Genomic DNA, 23,461 nt, shown 5'->3' with positions numbered 1-23,461 from the left:
GTGTTCCGGGGCGGGCGGGGCCCCCCGGGGGGGGGGGCCCCGGGGGGGGCCCCCCGCCGCCGTGTGAGGAGCGCGGTGCTCAGGTGGTGGTGCCCCCGGCGCCGCCGGCGCCCGCACCGGACCCGCCGGACCCGCCGGACCCGGGCAGCCCCGGGATGGTCGGCAGCTTGCCCTTGTAGTCGGTGATGCCCTTGACGATGGTGTCCATCACCGCGACGTCCGGCGACTTGTCGGCGATGTCGAAGCCGAAGTGCACCGAGACCAGCGACTTCCCGTCGGCGGACGGGAAGACCACGGTCTGCACGTAGCCGTTGTTGCCCTTGGGCGCGTCCACCTTCCAGCGGACCAGGTAGCCGTCCTGGCCGTTGACCTTCACGGCCTCGGACTTGAGCTCCTGGTGCCCGGTGACGTCGCCGTACGCGGCCTTGGCGGCCGCCGCGATGTCGGCCTTGGCCGCCGCCTGGGCGTCGGTGCCGCCGCCGTCGATCCGGCCGGTGTTGGCCCCGCCGAGGGAACAGGTGTTCTTGCCGTCCACACAGGTGTACGAGCCGACGCTGAGCATGGCGTAGCCGTCGGTGGTGGTGCCGGCCTCCCAGCCGTCCGGGACCGGCAGGGTGAGCTTGTTGACCACGTCGATCGCCTGGTCGGTGCTCGGGCGGGTCTTGCCGCCGCCGTTGCCGTTCCCGCCGCCGCCCTTCCCGCCGTTGCCCCCGTTGCCGCCCTTGCTGTCCCCGCCCCCGCCGTTGCCGGGGTCGCCGAAGCCCGGGAGGCCGCCCCACGGGCCGTAGCCGCCGCCCTGCGGGGCCGGGCGGGCGCTGCGCGGGGCGCGGTCGCTGTGGCCGTCCACCGCGAGGTAGGTGACCCCCGAACCGACGGCCAGGCCGAGCAGGGCGGCGACGGTGGTCGCCAGCACCAGCTTGGAGGGCTTGCGCCGGGCCTTGCGCGGCGGCCCGGCGGGCGAGCCGTAGGCGGCGCCGAAGGGCGGCGGCTCCGGGTAGCGGACGGTCGGGCCGCTCTCCAGCACCTCGCCCTCCAGCACCGTGGTCTGCCCGGCCGCTCCCGGCCCCGGGGCCGCGGCGGCCGTCGGCTCCGCCTCCGGGGCCTGCGGTGCCGGGGCGTCCGAGGGTGCGGGCCGGGTGTCGGCCGTCCAGCCCTTGCCGTCCCACCACCGCTGCGGCCTCGGGTCGCCGGTGGTGTTCTTGGGGTCCGGGTACCACCCGGCGGGAATCTGCTCGCTCACGGTAGAGAATCTAAAGGCAGCCGGATAAACGCGAAATCAGCGCGGCCCGGAATTCCCGCCGTTTTCGATGAGATTCCGGTGAGAACCCCGGCTGCGACCCTTCCGCGGCCCGACCGCCGAGCCCGCGGGCGGCTACAGCGGTGTGACGTACGCCCCGGAGATGCCGCCGTCCACCAGGAACTCGCTCGCCGTGATGAACGAGGAGTCGTCGCTGGCCAGGAAGGCCACCGCGGCGGCGATCTCCTCGGCCCGGGCGAACCGGCCGAGCGGGATGTGCACCAGCCGGCGGGCGGCCCGCTCCGGGTCCTTGGCGAACAGCTCGCGCAGCAGCGGGGTGTCCACCGGCCCCGGCGAGAGCGCGTTGACCCGGATGCCCTCCCGGGCGAACTGCACGCCCAGCTCGCGGGACATCGCCAGCACCCCGCCCTTGGAGGCGGTGTAGGAGATCTGCGAGGTGGCCGCGCCCATCCGGGCCACGAAGCTGGCGGTGTTGATGATCGAGCCCCGCCCGTGCCGGCGCATGTACGGCAGCGCGGCCTTGCAGCACAGGTAGACCGAGGTCAGGTTGACCTCCTGGACCCTGCGCCAGGCGTCCAGCCCGGTGGTCAGGATCGAGTCGTCCTCGGGCGGCGAGATGCCCGCGTTGTTGAACGCGACGTCCACGCTGCCGCAGGTCTCGTACGCCTCGTCGAACAGCGCCTCGACCATGTACGGGTCGGTGACGTCGGTGTGCACGAACAGCCCGCCGACCTCCTTGGCGGCGGCCCGCCCGGTCTCCTCGTCGAGGTCGGCGCAGACCACCTTCGCGCCCTCCGAGGCGAGCCGGCGGGCGGCGGCCAGGCCGATCCCGCTGCCCGCGCCGGTGACCACGGCGGTGCGGCCGACCAGCCGTCGGCAGACGGGCTCGTCCGGCGCGGCGTGCTTCTCGCTCATCGGGCTGTCACTCCTCGCTGTGGATGAAGACGTTCTTGGTCTCGGTGAAGTGGCGCAGCGCGTCCGGCCCCAGCTCGCGGCCCACCCCGGACTCGCCGAAGCCGCCGAAGGGCGTCCAGTAGCGCACCGAGGAGTGCGAGTTGACCGACAGGTTGCCCGCCCGTACGCTCCGGGCCAGGCGCAGCGCGCGGCCGACGTCCCTGGTCCAGATCGAGCCGGACAGGCCGTAGCGGGTGGCGTTGGCCAGCCGCAGCGCGTCGGCCTCGTCGGTGAACGGCAGGACGGCGGCGACCGGGCCGAAGATCTCCTCGGTGACGGCCGGGACCTCCGGGTCCTCGGGGGCGACCACCGTCGGCGGGTACCAGTAGCCGGGCCCGTCCGGGACCTTGCCGCGGGCCAGCACCGGCAGGTCGGGGGTGAGGTAGGAGGCCACCCGGCGGACCTGGGCGGCCGAGATCAGCGGGCCGAGCTGGGTCTGCGGGTCGGTCGGGTCGCCGGTGCGCAGGGTGTCGACGGCGGGCAGCAGCAGGGCGAGGAAGTCCTCGTACACCTCGCGCTGGACCAGGATCCGGCTGCGGGCGCAGCAGTCCTGGCCGCTGTTGTCGGCGAAGGAGAGCGGGTCGGCGGCGCGGGCCAGGTCGGCGTCGGCGAAGACGATGTTGGGGCTCTTGCCGCCGAGCTCCAGGGTGACCCGCTTGGCGCGGGCGGCGCAGCGGGCGGCGACCTCCTTGCCGACGAGGGTCGAGCCGGTGAAGACGATCTTGCGGACGGCCGGGTGGTCCACCAGGGCGCGTCCGGTGGTGGCGCCCGCGCCGGGGACGGTCTGGAACAGGCCCTCGGGCAGGCCCGCCGCGAGGGCGAGTTCGGCCAGCCGCAGAGCGGTCAACGGGGTGGCCTCGGCGGGCTTGAGCAGGACGGCGTTGCCGGCCGCCAGGGCGGGGGCGAAGCCCCAGGCGGCGATCGGCATCGGGAAGTTCCACGGCGCGATCACCCCGACCAGGCCGACCGGCTCGTGGAAGGTCACGTCCAGGCCGCCGGGGACCGGGATCTGCCGGCCGGTCAGCCGTTCCACTCCCCCGGCGGCGTACTCCAGCAGGTCCCGGACGTTGCCGGCCTCCCAGCGGGCGTTGGCCTGGAGGTGGCCGGCCTCCGCCACCTCCAGGGCGGCCAGCTCCGGGACGTGCACCTCGACCTGGTCGGCGAACCGGCGCAGCAGCCGGGCGCGTTCACCGGGGGCCAGCGCCGCCCAGCCGGCCTGGGCCTTCACCGCCCGCCGGACGGCCGCGTCCAGCTGCTCGGGGGTGGTGTCGGGGACGGTGGCGAGCACCTCGCCGGTGGCGGGGTTGCGGACCGTGCTGCTCCCGGCGGTCGCGTTCGGCTCGGTCACGGCTCACATCCGTTCGAAGGATCGGTAGCGCTCCCAGTCGGTGACCGCCCCGTCGTAGGCGGACTGCTCGACCCGGGCCATGTTCAGGTAGTGCTCGACCACGTCGTCGCCGAAGGCCTCGCGGGCCAGTGCGCTGTCCGCCCAGAGCCCGGCGGCCTCGCGCAGCGAGCCGGGCACCCGCGCGTACTCCTCCACCGCGTAGGCGTTGCCGAGGCAGGGCGCGGGCAGGTCCAGCTTGCGCTGCAGCCCGTGCAGGCCGGCCGCGATCATCCCGGCCACCGCGAGGTACGGGTTGACGTCGCCGCCCGGCACCCGGTTCTCCATCCGCAGGCCGGGGCCGTGGCCGACCACCCGGTAGGCGCAGGTGCGGTTGTCCCGGCCCCAGGCGACGGCGGTCGGGGCGAAGGAGCCCGGGCGGTAGCGCTTGTAGGAGTTGATGTTCGGCGCGTACAGCAGGCTGAACTCGCGCAGCGCGACCAGCTGGCCGGCCAGGAAGTGCCGCATGGTGTCGGTCATCCGGCCGTCCCGGTCGGCGAAGGCGGGGGCGCCGACGGCGTCGCGCAGCGAGAGGTGGATGTGGCAGCTGTTGCCCTCGCGCTCGTCGTACTTGGCCATGAAGGTGAGCGCGCAGCCGAGTTGGGCGGCGATCTCCTTCGCGCCGGTCTTGTAGACGCTGTGCTGGTCGCAGGTGGTGAGGGCGTCGGCGTAGCGGAAGGCGATCTCGTGCTGGCCGAGGTTGCACTCGCCCTTGGCGGACTCCACCACCAGGCCGGCGCCGGCCATCTCGGTACGGATCCGGGACAGCAGCGGCTCGACCCGGGCGGTGCCCAGCATCGAGTAGTCCACGTTGTAGAGGTTCGCCGGGGTCAGGCCGCGGTACCCGCCCAGCCAGGCCTGCTCGTAGGTGTCGCGGAAGACCAGGAACTCCAGCTCGGTGCCGATGTCGGCGGCCAGTCCGTACTCGGCGAGCCGGGCGATCTGGCGGCGCAGCAGCTGGCGCGGGGCGGCGTCCACCGGGTGGCCGCCGTGCCGGGCGAGGTCGGCGGTGACCTGGGCGGTGCCGGGCTGCCAGGGGGTCAGCCGCAGGGTGCCGAGGTCGGGGCGCATCGCGAAGTCGCCGTAGCCGGTGGCCCAGGAGGAGAAGGCGTAGCCGTCCACGGTGTTCAGGTCGACGTCGACGGCCAGCAGGTAGTCGCAGGCCTCGGCGCCGTGCTCGGCCACCTCGTCGAGGAAGAACCGGGCGGCGAAGCGCTTGCCCTGGAGGCGCCCCTGCATGTCGGTGAAGGCGAGCGCGACGGTGTGCACCTCACCGGTGTCCACCAGGGCGCGCAGCCGGTCCAGGGTCAGCGGCGGCCGGGGCGGCGAGCCCGCGGCGGCCCGTTCGGGCGTTTCGGACATACCGAACCCTCCTCCTCGATCACTCTTCGAGATCAAACGGTCACAGCGAACCGTACGGCCTGCGACTCGCGGGGCGGAAGAGGGCGGGTGGGTGTCGGGCGCCCGTGGCGCGCCGACGCGCGTGGCTGACGGTGGATCAGGTACTCCGGGGGGAGAATGCGCGCCATGGATCGCAGGCCTTTGATCGGCGTCAGCACCTACCTGGTGGACGCGAGTTGGAGCGATTGGCGGGGCCGCCGGGTGGCCCTGCTGCCCGAGCGGTACACCGCACAGGTCCGGGACTCCGGCGGGATCGCGGTCCTGCTGCCGCCGGACGTCCCGGAGCGCGCCCCGGAGGTGCTGGCCCGGCTGGATGGCCTGGTGATCGCGGGCGGGCCGGACATCGACCCGGCGTACTACGGGGAGCCGGCCCACCCGGCGACGGAGGTGGACTCGCCGGAGCGGGACGCCTGGGAGGTCGCGCTGCTGCGGTCGGCGCTGGCGGCGGGGATGCCGCTGCTGGCGGTCTGCCGGGGGATGCAGGTCCTGAACGTGGTGTGCGGCGGGACGCTGGTGCAGCACCTGCCGGACGTGGTGCCGGTGGACGTGCACGGCGGCTCGCCCGGGTGCTACGGCTCGCACCTGGTGCGGCCGGTGCCGGGGACGCTGCTGGGCGGGCTGCTGCCGGAGAGCGAGCTGGAGGTGCCGACCTTCCACCACCAGGCCGTCGACCGGGTGGGGGCGGGCCTGCGGGTGAGCGCCCACGCGCCGGACGGGACGGTGGAGGCGGTGGAGGGGCCGGGGTTCGCGCTCGGGGTGCAGTGGCACCCGGAGCAGGGGGACGACCTGCGGCTGATGCGGGCCCTGGTCCGGGCGGCCACCGCGGCGGTCCTCGACGCGATGGCGCTGGGGTAGATCAACTGGGCGCGGGGGAACGGGAGTTCGGGAGGCCGGCCGGGTGCGGAGTGAGCCGGATCCGGCCGCCCGGACGGGAACGACAACGGTCACCAGTACAACCTTTGGATCTTTGTCGATTCTGCGGTTCACTTCGGTTGCGGGGCGGTCGTATCGCGCCCCCTTTCCCACCCGTGCGCCCAGAGAGGACTTCCATGGCCGGGCACGAGCACTCGCACGATGATCATGCGCATGACCAGAGGCACTCGCCCTCGCACTCGCACGGCTCCGGGGGGCACGCGCATGGTTCGGGCGGGCACTCCCACGGCCCCGGGGGGCACTCCCACGGCTCCGGAGGGCACGGCGGCCACTCGCACGGCGTCGCCGCCGACGCGGACCGCCGCTGGCTGCTCAGCGCCCTCGCCCTGATCGTCGTCTTCATGGCCGGCGAGGTCGTGGTCGGCTTCGCCGCCCAGTCCCTGGCCCTGATCTCGGACGCGGCGCACATGCTCACCGACGCCGCCTCGATCGTGCTCGCGCTGATCGCCATGCGGCTCGCCGCCCGCCCGGCCCGGGGCGGCTACACCTACGGCCTCAAGCGCGCCGAGATCCTCTCCGCGCAGGCCAACGGGGTCACCCTGCTGGTGCTGTCGGCCTGGCTGGGCTACGAGGCGGTCACCCGGCTGCTCGAGCCGCCACAGGTCACCGGCTCGCTGGTGCTGATCACCGCGCTGATCGGGATCGTCGTCAACCTCGCGGCCACCTGGTGCATGTCAAAGGCCAACCGCAGCTCGCTGAACGTCGAAGGCGCCTTCCAGCACGTCCTGACCGACCTGTACGCCTTCATCGCCACCGCCGTCGCCGGCGCGATCGTGCTGACCACCGGCTTCGCCCGGGCCGACGCCATCGCCTCGCTGATCGTCGTCGCACTGATGCTCAAGGCCGGCATCGCGCTGGTCCGGGACTCCGGACGCATCTTCCTGGAGGCCGCCCCGGCCGGGATCGACCCGGACGCGGTCGCCGACCGGATGGTCACCGAACCGCTGGTCGAGGAGATCCACGACCTGCACATCTGGGAGATCACCTCCGGCCAGCCCGCCCTGTCCGCGCACATCCTCGTCACCCCCGGCGGCGACTGCCACGCGGTGCGGCGCTCCCTGCAGCGCCGGCTCTCGGACGAGTACGGCATCACCCACTCCACCCTCCAGGTCGACCACGTCGGCGAGGACGAGGCCGGCGCGCTGCTGCAGATCGCCACCCCGCCCGACTCCACCGCCGCCCCCAACGGCGCCTCCGCCGCCTCCTCCGCCTCCTCCGCCGCCGAGCACTGCGCCGACTCCCACGGCCCGGTCCACCGCGCCGGACCGCACGAGCACTGAGAACCGGCGGTCCGTCACCGCCGTACGGCATGATCTGAGGCGTGACCGCACCGCGACTGATGCTGCTCGACTCCGCCAGCCTGTACTTCCGGGCCTACTACGGCGTACCGGACACCCTGCGCTCGCCGCAGGGTGAGCCGGTCAACGCCGTCCGCGGCCTGCTGGACTTCATCGCCCGGCTGGTCCACGACCACCGGCCCGACCAGCTGGTCGCCTGCATGGACGCCGACTGGCGCCCGCAGTGGCGGGTCGACCTCGTCCCCTCCTACAAGACCCACCGGGTCGCCGAGGCCGCCGAGGACGGCGAGGAGGAGGTGCCCGACACGCTGGCCCCGCAGGTCCCGGTGATCGAGCAGGTGCTGGACGCCCTCGGCATCGCCCGGGTCGGCTCCCCCGGCTACGAGGCGGACGACGTGATCGGCACCCTCACCGCCCGCGCCACCGGCCCGGTGCAGATCGTCACCGGCGACCGCGACCTCTTCCAACTGGTCGACGACGCCCGCGGGATCACCGTGCTCTACCCGGTCAAGGGCATGGGCAACCTCCAGGTCACCGACGACGCGCTGCTCCAGGAGAAGTACGGCGTACGCGGCGCCCAGTACGCCGACATGGCCGCCCTGCGCGGAGACCCGTCCGACGGCCTGCCCGGCGTCAAGGGCATCGGCGAGAAGACCGCCGCCCAACTGATCAACGAGTACGGCGACCTCCCGGCCATCCGCGCCGCCGCCCTCGACCTCGGCTCCAAGCTCACCCCGGCCCGCCGCCGCAACATCGTCGAAGGCGCCGCCTACCTCGACGTCGCCCCCACCGTCGTCCGCGTCGCCCCCGACGCCCCCCTCCCGGACTTCGACCCGGCCCTCCCCCGCGAACCCCTCTACCCCATGACCCTGGAGGAACTCTCCACCCGCTGGGGCCTCGGCACCTCCCTCGACCGCCTCCTGGAATCCCTCGCCACCCGCTGACCCCGATTCCACTCCGGGGCCCGCACGTTCGCCTCGAACGCGCGGGCCCCTGCCCTACCGGCCGACCGCTACGCGGCCGGCCAGCCGTGGTGCGCCAGGCCGCCGGGGTCGGTGAGGGCGCCGCGGATGCCTGCGGCGGGGTACGGGATCAGGTCGTCGGGCAGGTCGTCCTCGGCGAACCAGCGCAGGTCCAGGCACTTCTCGGGCTCGCGGTTGACGGGCTCCCCCTGCCACGCGGTGGCGAGGTAGAACAGGCCGAGGCGCAGGGGCGCGGAGTCCTGGTGGTGCAGGACGGTGTAGGCGAGGCGGAGGCGGGCCGGATCGGTCGTGATACCGGTCTCCTCCGCCAGCTCGCGGGCGGCGCCGTGGGCGGGTTTCTCGCCGGGGTCGAGTTTGCCACTAGGGGCGTGCCACTGGCCGTAGCCATAGGGGCCGCCGCGCTGGGAGAGCAGGATCTTGCCGCCCGGGGTGCGCAGGACGACGTGCACGTCCACGATCGGGAGCGGGGCAGGGCCGATGTCGCTGATTGTGCTCATGTTCTCTCTAACTCCCGTACGGGATTTCGGTGTTGACCGTCCGGTGCGATACCGCTTCCAGGATGGCCTATGCGGTGTCGGGCTCCGTGGTCAGCAGGACTGCGAAGTCGGGGACGTCCGCGCCCTTGTCGGCGGCGAGCAGGATGTCGGAGTCCACACCGTTGGCACTCTGGAGGACGAGGCCGAAGGGCAGGTATCAGCCCAACAGTTTCGGAGCCCAGCGGCCTCGCTCGACCCGAGCGAGGCCGCAAAGCCCTGTCGCCGGGGCCGACCACTCAGGCGGCGGCACCGTACTCGCGCGTCAGCCTCCGGACTTCGGCGTCCTTGAAGGCCAGTACCTCCTCCACGATCCCGCTCTTCGGCAGCTCGGCCACGGGCACGCAGAGGTCCATCCGCTGAATGCAGACGCCCACCATGTACTCCCCCTGATCGGTGAGGTACAGGCGGATGCCGTAGTAGCCCTCCTCGCAGTCCGTGTCGTTGTTGAACCGGCACGACGCGCAGGTGTCGGGGAGCCGCACGGGCAGCAGCCGCTTGACGTACACCGCTCGGCTGCCGAGCGCCCGGTAGAGGGTGCGCTCGTCGGAGGTCCCGGCGGTGAACGTCCGGAGCACCGGTTCCGCGCCGACCCGGGCCAGCACTTCGGAGATCGCCGCGACCGACTCCGGCCCGTCCTGGATGCTGGTGAGCATCCGCACGTCCGCGAACTGGCCGTACGACTCGACCAGGTTGACGACCCGGCCGACGTGGGCCATTCCGGGGACGACGATGTTCACGGAGACCTTCACGCCGTTGGAGACGGCGGCACGGATGGTCTGCTCCGCCGCCCGGATCTTCGCCTCGGCCAGACCCGGCGTCCTGAAGCGCTCGTCTCCTGTCACTCGAACGTGAGCCGGGGAATCGCTTCGATGTCGATCCCGTACCGGCGGTAGACCTTGGTGGTGTTCTCGCTCGTCAGCTCCTCCTGGGGGAGCTTGAGCGCGAGGGCGGTCGCGTGGACGTGTTCGGCGCTGTCGCCCTCGATCTCCAGGTAGGGGGGAATCAGCGGCCAGTGGTCGATCTCGATGGCCGCGCCACCGAGCGTCCAGGAGGACCGACGGTTCTCCTGGTACGCCGTCGGCTGGTAGCCGAGCTTGCCGAGGAGCGTGTTCGTGGCGTCGAAGTCACCGACGGTCGTCTCCGTTTCGGTCACGCCGTCGATCGCGTCGGAGTGGATCTCCTTGACGCACAGGGTGACGTCGGTGCCCGCGTCACGCAGCCGGACCCACGCTCCCGGCCGGCCGGGGATGTCGTAGACGTAGCGACGCTGGAAGCGGTCGACCACGTGCGAGGCCCCGGCCTCGGCGAGGAGAACGCGGATCTCCTCCGGATCGACGTCGAGGATCTTCGCTTCGAACTCAGTTGCGGTCATGGGGAATCGCCTTCCTCGATGCGGTGCGGGCATACGGGCGCACGGTATCGGCGATGCTGCGAGCCACCTCATCGGGCGTGCGGTCGGTGCCGTCGACCCGCAGCAGTCCGAACGCCCGGTACACACGGGAGCTTTCGGCCACGTTCGGCTCCTCCCGCCGGTGCCAGGAGCTCAGCGTCCCCAGCTCGGCCCGCCGACGAAGCCGCTCCTGGCGGACGCGTTCGTCCACCTCCAGCAGAATCGGCACGTGCGGGACGAGGACTCCCTCCGGATACTCCGGCGCGCAGTCGTGACCCATCGCCCTGTGCGTGGCGATGGTGCGCGGGAAGTAGGACTCGACCACCACGGTCCGGCCCGCCCCGACAACCGCGCGAGCGGTCTCGGACTTGACGTGATTGGCCATCATCCACCAGTGGAACCGCGCCGCCAGGATGCCGACGGCGTCCACCTCCGCGCGCATGCGGGGGAAGGTCGGCAAGGTGTCGTCCGTGAGGTGGACGCCGTCAACGAGGGCCGCGACCAGCGGGGCGACCGTGGTCTTCCCGCTCGCACTGAGACCGTCGATGGTGATGAAGAATCCTCGGGTCACGTCCATGTGAACTCCGTTTCCTGGTCCGGACTTTCATCGCGGCCCCCAGTTCCACGGAACCGGGTGGGCGCCGCGCAGGCACGCGATGCGGTGGGCGGCCTCCTGGCGGATGTTGGCGTCGAGGCGCGCGCGGCGGACCGTGTTCATCACCGTGGTGAGGACGACGGTGTCGCGTACGGTCTGGTCAGTTGACTGCACTAACTCGTTGGCCAGCTCGACTCGGCGGGGCCTGATCACGAGCATTTGGTCATGTCGTTGTTGCATGAGGTCTCTGGGGTTCATCGCGATCTGATGGATGGTCGGGTACGGCTGTCCCGGGTCGGTGCGGTGGTGCCGGGTGCGTCGCCATCGTTGCCGTGGGTCGTGGTGGATGCCGCGGAGCGAGAGGTCGCGCCGGCCAGCAGCTATCTGCGGGATCGGTTGCTGGGGGACGTGAGTCCGTTGACGTGCCGGAGCTACGCGTTCGATCTGCTGCGCTGGTTCCGGGTGCTGTGGACGCTGGACGTCGGGTGGGAGCAGGCCACCGAGGCGGAGGCTGCCGCGATGGTCGGCTGGCTGCGATCGGCGAGGAATCCGCAGCGTGAGCGTAGAAGGACGGACGGCTACCCACCCGGTTCGGTGAACCCGAGGACGGGCAAGCGAGTTCCGGCGGCCGGGTACGCGCCGGCCACGATCGCGCACAGCCTGTCGGTAGTGCACGGGTTCTACGCTTTCCACCTGCACTTCGGCCGCGGGCCGGTGCTCAACCCAGTTCCGGAGAACCGCGCCCGCCGAGCTGCCCTCGCGCATCGGTCCCCGATCGAGGCTCCGGCTCGGCACCGGCGCGGTCGGCTGCGGCCTAAGGTTCCCGTCCGGCAGCCGCAGGCGATTCCAGACGTCCAGTGGGACGAGCTGTTCGCCGCGATGCGGTGCACCAGGGATCGGGCCCTTCTGGCCTGCTACGTCTCGTCGGGCGCCCGCGCGTGCGAGCTGCTGGGGGCGGGGCTGGGCAATATCGACTGGCAGAAGGGCCGATTGTGGGTGATCTCCAAAGGCACCCGGGAACGTCAGCCAGTGCCCCTCTCGCCGGAAGCCCTGGCCCATTTGGCGGCCTACCTGGACGAGGCCGGGCTCCCCGAGGATGGCGGACCGGTCTGGCGCACTCGCCGGGGCGAGGTCCGTCCGCTGACCTACTGGGCGGCCCGCCGCATCATCCAGCGCGCGGTGGAGCAGTTGGGCATGAACTGGACGCTGCACGACGCGCGCCACACTGCGGCCACCCGGCTGGCCCGGGACCCGGCGATGACGCTGGCGGAGGTGCAGACGATTCTGCGGCACGCACATGTCACCACCACCGCCCTCTACACCGTCGTCGGGCTGGAGGACCTGGTCGACAAACTCGCCGAGCACTACAGCCGTCCGACGCAGGTGGCGGCATGGTCCCAGCAGTACGACCCGGAAGATGTGGCGGTGGTGTTCGGTGACCGGTAGCAAGGTCGGCAACAGCGCGAGGGTGAAGGGGCCGAGCACCGGCCGGGTCCGTCGCCACTCCGTGGAGCTCTACGAACGCGACTTCAGCTTCGCCCCAACCGCCGTAAAGCCCTCCCCGCCTCCTCCGCCGCTGCGCCCGCCCCGGCCACTGGGAGAACTGTCGGTCGCCTCGGTCGACGAGATCGCAAGCCTCGCCGGTGCAGCTTTCGGCACCGGCGATTCCAAGCCCAGCTCCAACTTCACCAGCTCGATGCGCCGACTGCTGACGCACCTGGAACAGTTCCCCGGCGCCACCTGGCAGGAGCGGTGGGAGCTGGCCGGCCTGAACGAGCGAGGGAGACGTGCGCAGGACCTCTACCAGGGCCGAGCCCGGGCCGTGAAGACCACGATGAACACGGCCGCCGGGCACGCCTTCGCGATGAGGCTGATCCAGCCGTCGCTGCTGGCGTTCCGCTCCTACCGGTTCTCCAACTACATCGGCTGGTTCCGTGCCCTGGCCAAAGACCCGGTGCTGGAAGAGTTCTGCGCCCGCGCGCTGGCCCTGCCGATGTCCCGGCCCACGATCATGAAGGCCAAGTTCGACGTCTGCACCGCGCTGACCGTCTTCGGCATCGACATCGCCGACCTGACCCCGGAGGCGCTGCTGCACTACTCGGTGGAGTCCAGGAAATACGGCGTCACACCGCGCGCGAGCGGTTCGGAAGGATGCTTCGCCGCCACTCAGGCGTGGTCCGTGCTGGCCGACATGGGCCACTTCCCGGCCTCCGCACCGCAGACCTTGCGGGCCGCAGTGGTCAAGGGCCAGCGCAGCGTCGCCGAACTCGTCGACAAGCACGAGATCCGCAACCAGGGCGTGCGTGACCTGCTCGTGGACTACCTCAGCCGCCGCGCGGTCGAGGTCGACTACTCCACCCTTATCCACCTGGTGGGCAACCTGGTGCGGCTGTTCTGGAAGGTGATTGAAGAGCTCAACCCGGACCAAGCCGACCTGCGGCTGAGCGAGGAAACCGTGGCGCGCTGGAAGGAGAGCCTTCTCGTCCGTCCTGACGGCAAGCCGCGACTGCACATCGAGGGCCCGTTCACGACGGTCCGATCGTTCTACCTGGACCTGCACACGTGGGCGGTCGCCGAACCGGAACGCTGGGCACACTGGGTGGCGCCCTGCCCCATCCGGGACGAGGACCTGCGCTGGTTCCATGTCCGCCGTCGGCGTGTGCAGGAGCGGATGGCCAACCGAACGCGCGAGCGGCAGCCTCTGCTGCCGGTGCTCTCCCAGCACGTCACCGACCAGTGGCAGCGGCACCGCACGCTGCTGGAAGCCGCCCAAAGCGTCGGTCTGGGCGAGCGGTTTACCGTCGACGGCACGGAGTGGCAGCGCGTGTCCACCAAGCTCGACGCCCAACGCCCGGACCCGACCACGGCAGCCGTCCGGGTGGTGAACCGCACGACCGGCGACCTGGTACAGCTCACGCGCGCCGAGAACCAGGCGTTCTGGCAGTGGGCGGTCGTGGAGACGCTGCGGCTGGCCGGCCTGCGCGCGGAGGAGTTGACCGAGTTGACTCATTTGAGCGTGCGCAACTACCAGCGACTCAGTGGCGAGGTCGTTGCCCTCCTGGTGATCACACCCTCGAAGAGCGACCGCGAGCGGGTCATCCCGATGTCCGCAGAGCTGTTCCACGTCATCGCGCAGATCATCCGCCGCCACATCAACGTGCACGGCACCGTTCCGGTCTGTGCTCGCTACGACCTGCATGAAAAGGTCTGGAGCGAGCCGATGCCCTACCTGTTCCAGAGCAGGCACAGCGGAGCGTTGCGGGCATTTTCCACCACCACGATGTGGCGCTTGATCCACAACGCCGCCGAGGGCCTGGTGGGCATTGACCGCCGGTTCGCCGACGTGAAGTTCGCCCCTCACGACTTCCGTCGGCTCTTCGCCACCGAGCTGGTCAACAACGGGCTGCCAATCCACATCGGCGCGGCTCTGTTGGGCCACCTGAACATCCAGACCACCCGTGGTTACGTCGCGGTCTTCGACGACGACGTCGTCCGGCACTACCAGGAGTTCCTCACCCGGCGTCGGGCCCAGCGCCCCGAGAGCGAGTACCGCAAGCCGACCGAGACGGAGTGGAACGAGTTCAACGAACACTTCGACAAGCGCCGAGTCGAACTCGGCTCCTGCGGTCGGCCGTACGGCACTCCTTGTCAGCACGAACACGCCTGCATCCGCTGCCCGATGCTGAGCATCAACCCGAAGATGCTGACCCGGCTCGACGAGCTGGAAGAAGATCTCCTTGCTCGCCGCGAACGCGCCGTCGCCGAGGACTGGCGGGGTGAGATCGACGGCCTTGACCTCACCCTCACCTTCCTGCGAAGTAAGCGCGAACAGGCTCGGCGATTCCAACGCACCGGCCCGGTGTCCCTCGGGCTGCCGGCTCCGCGCAGGACTTCCTGAAAATCTGTGCAGCTCGCTCACGCAAGCCCGAGACTGGGCCGCATGACTACGCTGTCGGGGAAGACCCTCAACCGACTGATCAAGATCGCACGCTACTTTCCCAGGGAAAGCATTCAGGACTTGCTGCTGGAGTCTGAGGTCTGTGAGGAGCCGCCCCGTGATCTCTGGGGGCCGTCCGCGTACGTCGTCCTGACGGACGCGCTGTTTGCTGCGCGGAAAAGGGCAAAGGACGGGGATACAAGCGCCCATAAGGCGCTGCTTGCCTTCGCTACGGACCTGGTGCGGTACGACCAGCGGCCTCCGTGGGAGTTTGACGAGGAAGACGACGAGCGTTGGGGACGTCTGAAGGAGAGTCTTCGCAGCGACGGCTACGAGCTGTTGATCGCTGAAAAGAAGGGGCGAGGGTGGGACTCGGGCGGACCCTACTACTCCGCGCAGATCCTGCCTTACGACTCCGACGCGGCCCCGCTCCACAGAGAGCTGACAGCCCTCCAGGAGGAACTCCAGCGACGAGGCTACGTCGAGGCTGCAAGCCACTACGCCAAGGCCATGCGTCACCTCATCGACCAGGTTCCGACCTCGGCAAACGCGGAACTGAGAAACGCTCTGGAGAGTCTCGTCATCCGTCTTGCAGTCGATCACACCGGATACCAGGACACCGGGCGAGCGAACCAGGGTGGAAACGCGATAAAGACGCTCTACGTCGAGAAGGGGCAACCCCCTGCCACTCCGGGCGCCCCCCTGCCGGAAAACGACGGCGGTCGAATGGTGGCCGGTATCTGGAACATCCTTCACTCTCGTGGCTCGCACCCCGGATCCTCCGACGCGCGGGAAGCGCGCATCCGTATGCAGCTCGTGACAGGACTCGCGCTGTTCCTGCTGTCCCACTTCCCGAAGAAGAGCTGACGGCATGGCCGAGGGGCTTTGACTCATCGTGGCCCCTCAGCAGCTGGGTTGGTGCAGAGAAGGTAGCCGGACCAGGCTCCGATGTAGGGGTGGGCCACGGCGTGGTCTTCGCGTTCGTAGGAGAGGTAGGTGTCGGCGTAGGTGCGGTGGTCCTGACGCGGGCCGGTGAGCAGTTCGGAGCGCCAGCGGGCAGCGACCAGGTCCCACTCGCGGTGGCCGCGCGTCAGCGGGCGGCGCAGGAGGAGTCCAACATGGGTGCCGTCGTCGTGGACGGGGACCATGCCGAGGGCGCCGAGGACTACGGTGTCCGGGGTCGGCCAGTCGAGGTAGTCCCATTCCTCGCGCAGTTGGGCGGCGCGTTCGCTCAGGAACCGGCGGGCGGACTCGTCCAGCGGCGCGTCGTCCAGGCCGTCCAGCAGGCCGGCGAACGGGTCGTGCTCCCGCAGCCACGGGGCCGCCCCGGGGTCGATGCGGTGGGCGAGGGCGGTCACCCACGCGGACAGGGACGTGTCAGTGCTCGGCTTCCCGGGGTCCTGCCAGAAGGTCACGGCCTGGCCGTCGGCAGCCGCGCGAACCTCGGTGTAGTGGGCGGAGGTGACGGGGAGTCGGTGCTCCCGGAGGAACTGCGCGCCCTTGATAAGCGCCCAGGCCTCGTCCACGTCCGGGTGGACGATGGCGAGTGCGCGCGAGCGCGAGCCGAGCGACCACAGGTGGTTCGGGCCGTCGCTGAGCAGCTCGGCTTTCGCGGGGTCGTCGCCGGTGGCCACGCAGGCCTGCGTCAGGGCCTCGTAGGAGGCCGCGATGTCCAGCCTGCGAGCAGGGCTGATGGTCTTGAGCAGCGTTCTGGTGCGCGTTCCGACGCTCACGGAGCAGTCCTCGGGTACAGAGTGGGTGGAGGTGGATGGGAGGGAAGGGAGACCGGCCCGTTCGCCCTGCCGGGTGTCACGTGCAACGGGCGTCACCGGCCGACTGCACGGTGCTTACGCCGGCGTTCGATCGAGAGCCGGTGTCCCGGCCCCGTACGGCCACCGGCCGGCCGAGGCGGGGAGTCCCGCACGGCGGCGTCCGAGTGCAGTACCCCCGCCTGCCGACTGATCCGATCGATCACAGCGGCCACCGGACGCACCGGATCGGGCAGCTCGATCTCGGCCCAGACCTCCTTGCCTCCCGCAGGATGAGTCGCGACGCCGAACCGGGACGCGACCCCCATGACCAGCCCCAGCCCGCGGCCACAGGTCGCGTCGGCGCTCGTCGGCCGGCATTCGGGCCGTCCGTCACCCGGGTCTGCCACGGACACCCGCAGCACAGCCGAGGTGTACGCCAGAGAGGCCGTCAGCTTCACGTCCGGCCTGTCGCCGCCGCAGCCGTGCAGAACGGCATTGGTGCCGAGTTCGGACAGGACGAGCTCCACGTCGTCCAGCATGTCGCCGCACTGCCGGTCGCCCAGGCCGAACCCGAACAGCGGCATGGCCGCCTTGGCCCAGCGGCGGAGCTCGCCGATCTGCTCCCGTTCGGCGGGGAACTTCATCGTGATGATGCGTGATCCGGATTCCATGGAGGCGCCTCATTCGCTCGGGCCAGGGCTGCCGGAAGGTAAGCCGTACTGCTGGCCGGGGGTGACGGAGCATTCGCAGTGCGGCCTGTAACTGCCTTGCACGAACAGCAAACAGCCAGAGATGGCTGGGAGTAAGCTCTCGGCGACTGTCCGTTGTTAAACCGGTTAAACGGCATCGCCAGGAGACCCCCGTGGGGCGCACTCGCCAACCCAATGAGCAGTTGGGCTGCCTGATCCGGGAAACCGGTCGGCCGAACGAAGCCCTCGCCCGTGCTCTATGCGCGGTCGCGGCCCGCCACAACGACCCGGCACGGCCGAGCCGGGTGTCCGTCACGCAGTGGGTCCGCCAGGGTGTGAAACCCTCCGGGAACATCCCGCAATACCTCGCAGAGGTGCTCACCAACTGGCTGAACCGGGACATCACCCTGGCGGCAATGGGACTCGGAGACGATCAACCGGACCTGCGCGCCTGGGGCTTGGATACGCTGAAGGCCCTGGCGGCTCTTGGACGGATCGACGTTGACGTGGAACGCAGACAGCTCCTCCGCACGCTCACGTACTCGCTCGGAGCGCTGAACATCCCCCCCGACAGCTGGTGGGAGAGCATGGCCCGCACCGGCGACCGCGGCATCACACAGCGCCGCGCCGGCCAGGCCGACGTCAACGCCGTCCGGGAGATGACGGGACTCTTCTCCCAACTCGACCAGCGCCGTGGCGGCGGGCACGGACGAACAGCGGTCGCGCAGTACCTCCTTACGGACGTCGGGGGCTTCCTCCAAGGCACCTTCGCCTCCGACCAGGTGCGGCGGGAGATGTTCTCGGCAGCTTCCGAACTCGCTTACCTGGCCGGGTGGACGGCGTTCGACAACGGCGAGCACCCCACCGCCCAGCACTACTACACCGTCGCCGTGAAACTGGCGGCCGAGGCCGACGACCCCGCGATGGCCGGCCACGTCCTGCGTGCCATGGCCCATCAAGCGGTCGACCTCCAAAAGCCCCACCACGCTGTCAGGGTCGCCGAGGCATCCATGACCGGCAACAGGTACGGGCTCGCCGGCCCGCGCGAGCGTTCCCTGCTCGGCGTCGTCCACGCACGCGCCCTGGCCTCTGCGGGACGTACCACTGAGGCGAACGCCGCGCTGCTCCAGGCCGAACGCGATCTGTCCGCGGCCTCCCCCGGCGACGATGAGCCGGCCCGGGTGTTCTTCTTCGGGGAAGCGTCCTTGGCGCACGAGACGGCATCGACACTGCGAGACATCGGCGACCTGGAGGGTGCGGCGAGAGAGTTCGCCCGCAGCGTCGCGACTCGCAAGGCCTCCTCCTTCACCAGGACTCACGCCGTCACGCTTGGCCATCTGGGCCTCGTAAAGGCCCGGCAGCACTCCATCGACGAGGCCTGCACGATCTGGTCCGAGTCACTCGACGCCATGCAGACCGTTCGATCTGCCCGCACCCGCGATGTCGCGCTGCGGATCCGCAGCGCGCTGTCTCCCTACCGCGGACGGAAGGTGGCGACCATCGACGCCGTCGACAGGCGCGCTGCCGAGTACTTGGAAGCCACCATCTGACCCGCCGTCCAAGCGCGGTCCAGTCCAAGGAGGGGAAGCACATGAGTGACGTCTTCAGCGTGGAAGCACTCGGGCACGTTGTAGGAGGTCGAACGGAACCGACCGACGACTACTGGGGAGGGACGCGCGCCATCATCCGGCTCGACGGCGACAGGTTTCCGCTCGACGCGACGAAGGGGCTGGAGGAGTTCTCCCACCTCGACGTGATCTTCCGGTTCCACAGGACCGACCCGACCGACCTGAACTTCGGTGCGCGCCGCCCCCGGGACAACCCGGACTGGCCCGAGGTCGGTGTGTTCGGCCACCGGAACATGCGTCGCATCAACTGGCTCGGGTCTTCCCGCTGCCGGCTCGTGAAGGTCGACGGCCTGGACCTGCACGTCGAGGACCTGGATGCCATCGACGGCACCCCGGTCCTCGAAGTGAAGCCGTGGTTCGAGGAGTTCGGACCACGCGGAGAGGTGCGCCAACCCGCGTGGCCGACGGAGATGCTCCGCGACTACTTCGCCCCGGCGCCGCCCACGGCCTGACTGTCGGCAGCGCCCCGTTCGTTTCGGCTGCCTCTTCTCCACGAGAAGTCGGCTGGGCCGACTTCCTGCGCAACGCTGTTGAGGCCCAGCGGCGAGGCGAAGCCGAAGCCGCACAGGAGGTGGAAGGTGACGGGTGAAGCGCCATGGCCGAAGGCCTGGCGCTTCACCCACCTTCACTGTCTGACCGACCACGCGACTGCCGGGGAGGGGCTCGCCCTGCTGGACAGGGCCGAGGTGATGGCGGACACGTACGGTACGACCCACCAGCGAAGGAGCATCCGAGGCATCCGGTCTGGATTCCAGCGGGCACGGTGCCTCCAGCGAGCGGGAGAAGAACGTGGCGGACACACAGCAGCGCGAGATCACCGACCGACAGTGGGCGGACGCCACGCTGATCTGGGAATACCACCAGATGGGGCACGAGCGGCGGCCGTGCGATGTGGCGATCGGTCTGGGCTGCCACGACCTCGGAGTGGCGGCCGAGACGGCAGCCCTGTACCTGGACGGCCTGGTACGGAGGATCGTGTTCACGGGCGGGCCGAATCCGTCCCGGCCGGAGCTCTTCCCCCGAGGTGAGGCCGCGCACTTCACCGAGCACGCCATCGCCCTCGGGGTCCCCGAGCATGCGATCCACCAGGAGCCCCGCGCCCGTAACACCGGGCAGAACATCCAGTTCTCCCGTGAGGTCCTGGAGGCCGCCGGCATCGAGGCACGGTCGGTGCTGCTCGTGAGCATGCCGTACATGGAGCGCCGGGCGTTCGCGACGTGCCGCAAGGTGTGGCCGGAGGTCGAGGTGGTGTGCGCCTCGACCCCGATGAGCCTGAACGACTACGTGAAGAGCATCGGCGACGACAAGCTCGTGATCGACAGCCTCGTGGGCGACCTCCAGCGGGTGATCGAGTACCCGAGGCGCGGGTTCGCCGTTGCCCAGGAGGTTCCGGAGACGGTTCATGATGCGTACCAGCGGCTTCTGGCCGACGGATTCGACAGCAAGACCCTCAACTGACGCGGCGCCGCCCTCCGGGCTGGTGTGCGCTGTCCACCAACCCAACTTCCTCCCCCGGTGAAAGCGGCCCTCGAAGTGGCATGAGGCGAGGCGAAGCCGAAGCCGCGTGGGGTGAGGGTGGGGAAGCACCGTGGCCGACGGCCTGGCGCTTCCCCACCTTCGTCGTCAGGGAGGTGGGAAAAGCAGAGGGCCCGCGCGCTCGGGGAGCGGGCGGGCCCTTGCGGGGGTGAGGGGTCAGCCGACGGAGGAGTAGGCGATGATGCCGCGGCGGAGGCCGTCGACGGCCTTGCGGGCGGTCTTGCGGAGTTCGACGTCCTCGCCCGCGGCGTCCTGGATCTGGCCCAGGACGTCGATCAGCTGCTTGGTCCAGCGGACGAAGTCGCCGGCCGGCATGTCGGCGTCGCGCAGGACCTGGTCGAGGTTGTGGCCGAGCGCCCAGCGGTAGGCGACCCAGGCGAAGCCCAGGTCGGGCTCGCGCTGGCCGACGCCCTCGGCGGTGTTGATCCGGTGCTGCTCCTCCAGGGCGTCGAGGTGGCCCCAGATCCGGACCATCTTGCCGAGCGCCTCCTTGGCCGCGCCCTCCGGCACCCGGGGGGCGCCGGCGTCGTCGGCCTGGCGGGCCTCGTACACCAGCGCCGAGGCGCAGGCGGCGAGTTCGGCGGCGGCCAGGCCGCTCCAGACGCCTTCGCGGATGCACTCGGAGGCGAGCAGGTCGAGTTCGCCGTAGAGCCGGCCGAGCCGCTTGCCGTCGTCGGTGACGGTGTCCCCGCTGAGGTAGCCGAGGTCGGTGAGCAGCCCGCAGACCCGGTCGAAGGTGCGGGCGATGGTGTGGGTGCGCGAGCGCATCCGGCGTTCCAGCAGTTCGGTGTCGCGGTGCAGCCGGTGGTAGCGCTCGGCCCAGCGGGCGTGGTCCTCGCGGTCGGAGCAGCCGTGGCAGGGGTGCTGGCGCAGTTCGGTGCGCAGCCGGGTGATCTCCGGGTCGTCGGCGGCGGCCGCGCGGCCGCGCCGGAACCGCTCGGGCTCCAGGTGGCCGGCCTTGGTGCGCAGCGCCGAGGCGAGGTCGCGCCGGGACTGCGGGCTGCGCGGGTTGAAGGACTTGGGGATGCGAAGCCGGTCGACGGCGACGACCGGGTGCGGGAAGTCGATCATGGCGAGCCGCTTGACCTGCCGCTCGGCGGTGAGCACCACCGGGCGCGGGCCGTCCTGGTAGTCGGGGTGGCGCGGGCCGCCCCGGCCGGAGCGGTTGACCGGCGGCAGGCCCGGGTCGAGGACCAGGGCGAGGCCGGCGAACTTGCCGGTGGGCACGTGGATGACGTCGCCCGGCTTGAGCTGCTCGATGGACTCGACGGCGGCCGCGCGGCGCTGGCTGCTGCCCTCGCGGGCCATCTCGTTCTCGCGGTCCTTGAGCTTGCGGCGCAGCTCCATGTACGCGTCGAAGTCGCCGAGGTGGCAGGTCATCGACTCGCGGTAGCCCTCCAGCCCCTCCTCGTTGCGCTGCACCTGGCGGGCGATGCCGACCACCGAGCGGTCCGCCTGGAACTGGGCGAAGGACGTCTCCAGCAGCTCGCGCGAGCGGTGCCGGCCGAACTGGGAGACCAGGTTGACGGCCATGTTGTACGAGGGCCGGAACGAGGACTTCAGCGGGTAGGTGCGGGTGCCGGCCAGGCCGGCCAGCGCCTCCGGGTCGAGGCCGCGCTGCCAGAGGACCACGGCGTGGCCCTCGACGTCGATGCCGCGCCGCCCGGCCCGGCCGGTGAGCTGGGTGTACTCGCCGGGGGTGATGTCGGCGTGGGTCTCGCCGTTCCACTTGACCAGCTTCTCCATGACCACCGAGCGGGCGGGCATGTTGATGCCGAGCGCCAGGGTCTCGGTCGCGAAGACGGCCTTGACCAGGCCCTTCACGAAGAGCTCCTCGACCACCTCCTTGAACCGGGGCAGCATCCCGGCGTGGTGGGCGGCGATGCCGCGCTCCAGCCCGTCCAGCCACTCGAAGTAGCCGAGGACGTGCAGGTCCTCGTCGGGGATGTCGGCGCAGCGCTCCTCGACGAACGCCCGGACGAGGGCGCGGTCGGAGTCCTTGTTGAGCCGCAGGCCGGAGCTGAGGCACTGCTGGACGGCGGCCTCGCAGCCGGCCCGGCTGAAGATGAAGGTGATCGCGGGCAGCAGGCCCTCGGCGTCGAGCCGGTCGATGACGTCCACCCGGCCCGGCGTCCAGACCCGGCCGGGACGGCCGTTGGGCATCGAGCGGCCCCGGCCGCGGCCGAAGCGGTCGCGCGGGTTGCGGTCGAGTTCGGAGCGGGCGAGCCGGACCAGTTCGGGGTTGACGGCCTTGCCGGGGTTCTTCAGGCTGTGCTTGGGGCGGCCGTCCCGGTCCGGGTCGGCGAACAGGTCGTACATCCGGTTGCCGGCCATCACGTGCTGCCACAGCGGCACGGGGCGGGTCTCGGAGACGATCACCTTGGTGCCGCCGCGCACGGTGTCCAGCCAGTCGCCGAACTCCTCGGCGTTGGAGACGGTCGCGGAGAGCGAGACGAGGGTGACCGACTCGGGGAGGTGGATGATGACCTCCTCCCAGACGGCGCCGCGGAAGCGGTCGGCGAGGTAGTGCACCTCGTCCATCACGACGTAGCCGAGGCCGTCGAGGGTGCTGGAGCCCGCGTAGAGCATGTTGCGCAGCACCTCGGTGGTCATGACCACCACGGGTGCGTCGCCGTTGACGGTGTTGTCGCCGGTGAGCAGGCCGACCTTGGCGGCGCCGTAGCGCTTGACCAGGTCGCCGTACTTCTGGTTGGAGAGCGCCTTGATCGGCGTGGTGTAGAAGCACTTGCGGCCCGCGGCCAGGGCCAGGTGCACGGCGAACTCGCCGACGATCGTCTTCCCGGAGCCGGTGGGGGCGGCGACGAGGACGCCGGAGCCGGCCTCCAGCGTCTCGCAGGCCTCCAGCTGGAAGTCGTCCAGCGGGAAGTCGTACAGCTGCTGGAAGCCGTACAGGGCGGTGGCCTGCTCCTGCGCCCGGCGACGGCTGGCCGCGTACGCCTCGGCGGGGCTGAGCTCCTGGTCGTCCTGGGGCTCTGGATCGGGGGTGTTCATCGCCGTCCGGGTGTGATTGGTGTGATCTCGCATCTCAGCGAGAGGTTACCCGGGTGGACTGACATCGATAGCACCGTTTTTCCGTGCGACGGATTCACTCCCTCGGCACACTCCTGGGATCAGTTCCCTCTCAGATCCATAGTTGCAAATGTCTTCAAGTGATCGGGACGGAGTCA

The 23,461-nt window shown here is 70.7% G+C and carries 21 protein-coding genes; 9 read left to right on the top strand and 12 right to left on the bottom strand.

The features are described 5' to 3' along the window. Positions 1 to 79: 79 nt before the first annotated feature. The 4 genes from ACFVXH_RS38480 to ACFVXH_RS38465 all read right to left on the bottom strand — a co-directional run bounded on the left by ACFVXH_RS38480 (position 80) and on the right by ACFVXH_RS38465 (position 4,958). Entirely contained in the window at positions 80 to 1,240 is a 1,161-nt protein-coding gene (locus ACFVXH_RS38480; protein ID WP_387830811.1) for a DUF2510 domain-containing protein, read from the bottom strand. Positions 1,241 to 1,372: 132 nt separating this feature from the next. Next, positions 1,373 to 2,173 carry a 3-oxoacyl-ACP reductase gene (locus tag ACFVXH_RS38475; RefSeq protein WP_049649878.1) on the bottom strand — a complete coding sequence of 267 codons (801 nt, stop codon included), beginning with the start codon at positions 2,171 to 2,173 and terminating at the stop codon, positions 1,373 to 1,375. A 7-nt stretch (positions 2,174 to 2,180) separates the two neighbouring features. Then, entirely contained in the window at positions 2,181 to 3,560 is a 1,380-nt protein-coding gene (locus ACFVXH_RS38470) for an aldehyde dehydrogenase family protein (protein ID WP_387830810.1), read from the bottom strand. A 3-nt stretch (positions 3,561 to 3,563) separates the two neighbouring features. Further along, a complete protein-coding gene (locus ACFVXH_RS38465) occupies positions 3,564 to 4,958 on the bottom strand; it encodes a glutamine synthetase family protein (RefSeq protein ID WP_074002342.1) in 1,395 nt (464 codons plus the stop codon). 165 nt (positions 4,959 to 5,123) lie between these two features. On the opposite strand from ACFVXH_RS38465, the gene ACFVXH_RS38460 reads away from it, so the two are divergent. The 3 genes from ACFVXH_RS38460 to ACFVXH_RS38450 all read left to right on the top strand — a co-directional run bounded on the left by ACFVXH_RS38460 (position 5,124) and on the right by ACFVXH_RS38450 (position 8,172). Beyond that, entirely contained in the window at positions 5,124 to 5,852 is a 729-nt protein-coding gene (locus ACFVXH_RS38460; protein ID WP_049649881.1) for a gamma-glutamyl-gamma-aminobutyrate hydrolase family protein, read from the top strand. Between the two features lie 194 nt (positions 5,853 to 6,046). Beyond that, positions 6,047 to 7,210, top strand: a complete 1,164-nt coding sequence (locus tag ACFVXH_RS38455) for a cation diffusion facilitator family transporter (RefSeq protein WP_387830807.1) — start codon at positions 6,047 to 6,049, stop codon at positions 7,208 to 7,210. Positions 7,211 to 7,269: 59 nt separating this feature from the next. After that, complete coding sequence (locus ACFVXH_RS38450; RefSeq protein ID WP_049649894.1) at positions 7,270 to 8,172, top strand: 5'-3' exonuclease; 903 nt, start codon at positions 7,270 to 7,272, stop codon at positions 8,170 to 8,172. Positions 8,173 to 8,240: 68 nt separating this feature from the next. Here ACFVXH_RS38450 and ACFVXH_RS38445 read toward each other — a convergent pair whose 3' ends face one another. The 5 genes from ACFVXH_RS38445 to ACFVXH_RS38425 all read right to left on the bottom strand — a co-directional run bounded on the left by ACFVXH_RS38445 (position 8,241) and on the right by ACFVXH_RS38425 (position 10,906). Next, on the bottom strand, positions 8,241 to 8,708 hold the full coding sequence (locus tag ACFVXH_RS38445) for an NUDIX domain-containing protein (protein WP_387830805.1): 468 nt from the start codon (positions 8,706 to 8,708) through the stop codon (positions 8,241 to 8,243). A gap of 275 nt (positions 8,709 to 8,983) precedes the next feature. Then, on the bottom strand, positions 8,984 to 9,589 hold the full coding sequence (locus tag ACFVXH_RS38440; protein WP_387830803.1) for a hypothetical protein: 606 nt from the start codon (positions 9,587 to 9,589) through the stop codon (positions 8,984 to 8,986). Then, positions 9,586 to 10,119, bottom strand: a complete 534-nt coding sequence (locus tag ACFVXH_RS38435; protein ID WP_387830801.1) for a class IV adenylate cyclase — start codon at positions 10,117 to 10,119, stop codon at positions 9,586 to 9,588. Before ACFVXH_RS38435 ends, ACFVXH_RS38440 begins: the two co-directional genes overlap by 4 nt. After that, positions 10,106 to 10,714, bottom strand: a complete 609-nt coding sequence (locus ACFVXH_RS38430) for an AAA family ATPase (protein WP_387830799.1) — start codon at positions 10,712 to 10,714, stop codon at positions 10,106 to 10,108. The genes ACFVXH_RS38435 and ACFVXH_RS38430 overlap by 14 nt, the downstream gene beginning before the upstream one ends. A 27-nt stretch (positions 10,715 to 10,741) precedes the next feature. Beyond that, on the bottom strand, positions 10,742 to 10,906 hold the full coding sequence (locus tag ACFVXH_RS38425) for a hypothetical protein (protein WP_387830797.1): 165 nt from the start codon (positions 10,904 to 10,906) through the stop codon (positions 10,742 to 10,744). Between the two features lie 51 nt (positions 10,907 to 10,957). Here ACFVXH_RS38425 and ACFVXH_RS38420 point away from each other — a divergent pair, with 51 nt between their 5' ends. From ACFVXH_RS38420 to ACFVXH_RS38410, 3 genes are read left to right on the top strand one after another with little or no spacing between them, the layout of a single operon-like run. Beyond that, entirely contained in the window at positions 10,958 to 12,178 is a 1,221-nt protein-coding gene (locus tag ACFVXH_RS38420) for a tyrosine-type recombinase/integrase (protein ID WP_387830795.1), read from the top strand. Then, positions 12,168 to 14,630: a tyrosine-type recombinase/integrase gene (locus tag ACFVXH_RS38415; protein ID WP_387830793.1), complete on the top strand. Its 2,463-nt coding sequence runs from the start codon at positions 12,168 to 12,170 to the stop codon at positions 14,628 to 14,630. The genes ACFVXH_RS38420 and ACFVXH_RS38415 overlap by 11 nt, the downstream gene beginning before the upstream one ends. A 42-nt stretch (positions 14,631 to 14,672) precedes the next feature. After that, on the top strand, positions 14,673 to 15,536 hold the full coding sequence (locus ACFVXH_RS38410) for a hypothetical protein (protein WP_387830791.1): 864 nt from the start codon (positions 14,673 to 14,675) through the stop codon (positions 15,534 to 15,536). 23 nt (positions 15,537 to 15,559) lie between these two features. On the opposite strand, the gene ACFVXH_RS38405 is transcribed toward ACFVXH_RS38410, so the two are convergent. Together ACFVXH_RS38405 and ACFVXH_RS38400 are read right to left on the bottom strand one after the other, a co-directional pair. Further along, positions 15,560 to 16,402: a hypothetical protein gene (locus tag ACFVXH_RS38405; protein WP_387830789.1), complete on the bottom strand. Its 843-nt coding sequence runs from the start codon at positions 16,400 to 16,402 to the stop codon at positions 15,560 to 15,562. A gap of 92 nt (positions 16,403 to 16,494) precedes the next feature. Beyond that, a complete protein-coding gene (locus tag ACFVXH_RS38400; RefSeq protein ID WP_387830787.1) occupies positions 16,495 to 17,091 on the bottom strand; it encodes an ATP-binding protein in 597 nt (198 codons plus the stop codon). 191 nt (positions 17,092 to 17,282) lie between these two features. Here ACFVXH_RS38400 and ACFVXH_RS38395 point away from each other — a divergent pair, with 191 nt between their 5' ends. From ACFVXH_RS38395 to ACFVXH_RS38385, 3 genes are all read left to right on the top strand, one after another. After that, positions 17,283 to 18,659 (top strand): Tat pathway signal protein, encoded by a 1,377-nt coding sequence (locus ACFVXH_RS38395; protein ID WP_387830785.1) that lies wholly within the window; start codon positions 17,283 to 17,285, stop codon positions 18,657 to 18,659. A gap of 41 nt (positions 18,660 to 18,700) precedes the next feature. Further along, entirely contained in the window at positions 18,701 to 19,189 is a 489-nt protein-coding gene (locus ACFVXH_RS38390) for an SAM-dependent methyltransferase (RefSeq protein WP_380662856.1), read from the top strand. A gap of 337 nt (positions 19,190 to 19,526) precedes the next feature. Beyond that, the gene (locus tag ACFVXH_RS38385) at positions 19,527 to 20,195 is read left to right on the top strand and encodes a YdcF family protein (protein WP_387830783.1); all 669 of its coding nucleotides are present in this window, start codon (positions 19,527 to 19,529) and stop codon (positions 20,193 to 20,195) included. A 234-nt stretch (positions 20,196 to 20,429) separates the two neighbouring features. Here the strand turns inward: ACFVXH_RS38385 and ACFVXH_RS38380 are convergent, their stop codons facing one another. Next, entirely contained in the window at positions 20,430 to 23,285 is a 2,856-nt protein-coding gene (locus tag ACFVXH_RS38380) for an RNA helicase (RefSeq protein ID WP_049651584.1), read from the bottom strand. Positions 23,286 to 23,461 lie beyond the last annotated feature (176 nt).

The organism is Kitasatospora sp. NPDC058184 (assembly GCF_042883725.1).
GTDB lineage: Bacteria > Actinomycetota > Actinomycetes > Streptomycetales > Streptomycetaceae > Kitasatospora.
The sequence above is the reverse complement of the archived record's forward strand: the minus strand, read 5'-3'. Positions and strand labels throughout refer to the sequence as shown.

Excerpts from the sequence above, each read along its gene's own strand:
- ACFVXH_RS38420 (WP_387830795.1), top strand. The coding sequence starts at position 10,958 with ATGTCGTTGTTGCATGAGGTCTCTGGGGTTCATCGCGATCTGATGGAT.
- ACFVXH_RS38390 (WP_380662856.1), top strand. The coding sequence starts at position 18,701 with ATGAGTGACGTCTTCAGCGTGGAAGCACTCGGGCACGTTGTAGGAGGT.
- ACFVXH_RS38430 (WP_387830799.1), bottom strand. The coding sequence starts at position 10,714 with ATGGACGTGACCCGAGGATTCTTCATCACCATCGACGGTCTCAGTGCG.
- ACFVXH_RS38455 (WP_387830807.1), top strand. The coding sequence starts at position 6,047 with ATGGCCGGGCACGAGCACTCGCACGATGATCATGCGCATGACCAGAGG.
- ACFVXH_RS38450 (WP_049649894.1), top strand. The coding sequence starts at position 7,270 with ATGCTGCTCGACTCCGCCAGCCTGTACTTCCGGGCCTACTACGGCGTA.
- ACFVXH_RS38445 (WP_387830805.1), bottom strand. The coding sequence starts at position 8,708 with ATGAGCACAATCAGCGACATCGGCCCTGCCCCGCTCCCGATCGTGGAC.
- ACFVXH_RS38460 (WP_049649881.1), top strand. The coding sequence starts at position 5,124 with ATGGATCGCAGGCCTTTGATCGGCGTCAGCACCTACCTGGTGGACGCG.
- ACFVXH_RS38380 (WP_049651584.1), bottom strand. The coding sequence starts at position 23,285 with ATGAACACCCCCGATCCAGAGCCCCAGGACGACCAGGAGCTCAGCCCC.
- ACFVXH_RS38400 (WP_387830787.1), bottom strand. The coding sequence starts at position 17,091 with ATGGAATCCGGATCACGCATCATCACGATGAAGTTCCCCGCCGAACGG.
- ACFVXH_RS38435 (WP_387830801.1), bottom strand. The coding sequence starts at position 10,119 with ATGACCGCAACTGAGTTCGAAGCGAAGATCCTCGACGTCGATCCGGAG.
- ACFVXH_RS38410 (WP_387830791.1), top strand. The coding sequence starts at position 14,673 with ATGACTACGCTGTCGGGGAAGACCCTCAACCGACTGATCAAGATCGCA.
- ACFVXH_RS38465 (WP_074002342.1), bottom strand. The coding sequence starts at position 4,958 with ATGTCCGAAACGCCCGAACGGGCCGCCGCGGGCTCGCCGCCCCGGCCG.
- ACFVXH_RS38475 (WP_049649878.1), bottom strand. The coding sequence starts at position 2,173 with ATGAGCGAGAAGCACGCCGCGCCGGACGAGCCCGTCTGCCGACGGCTG.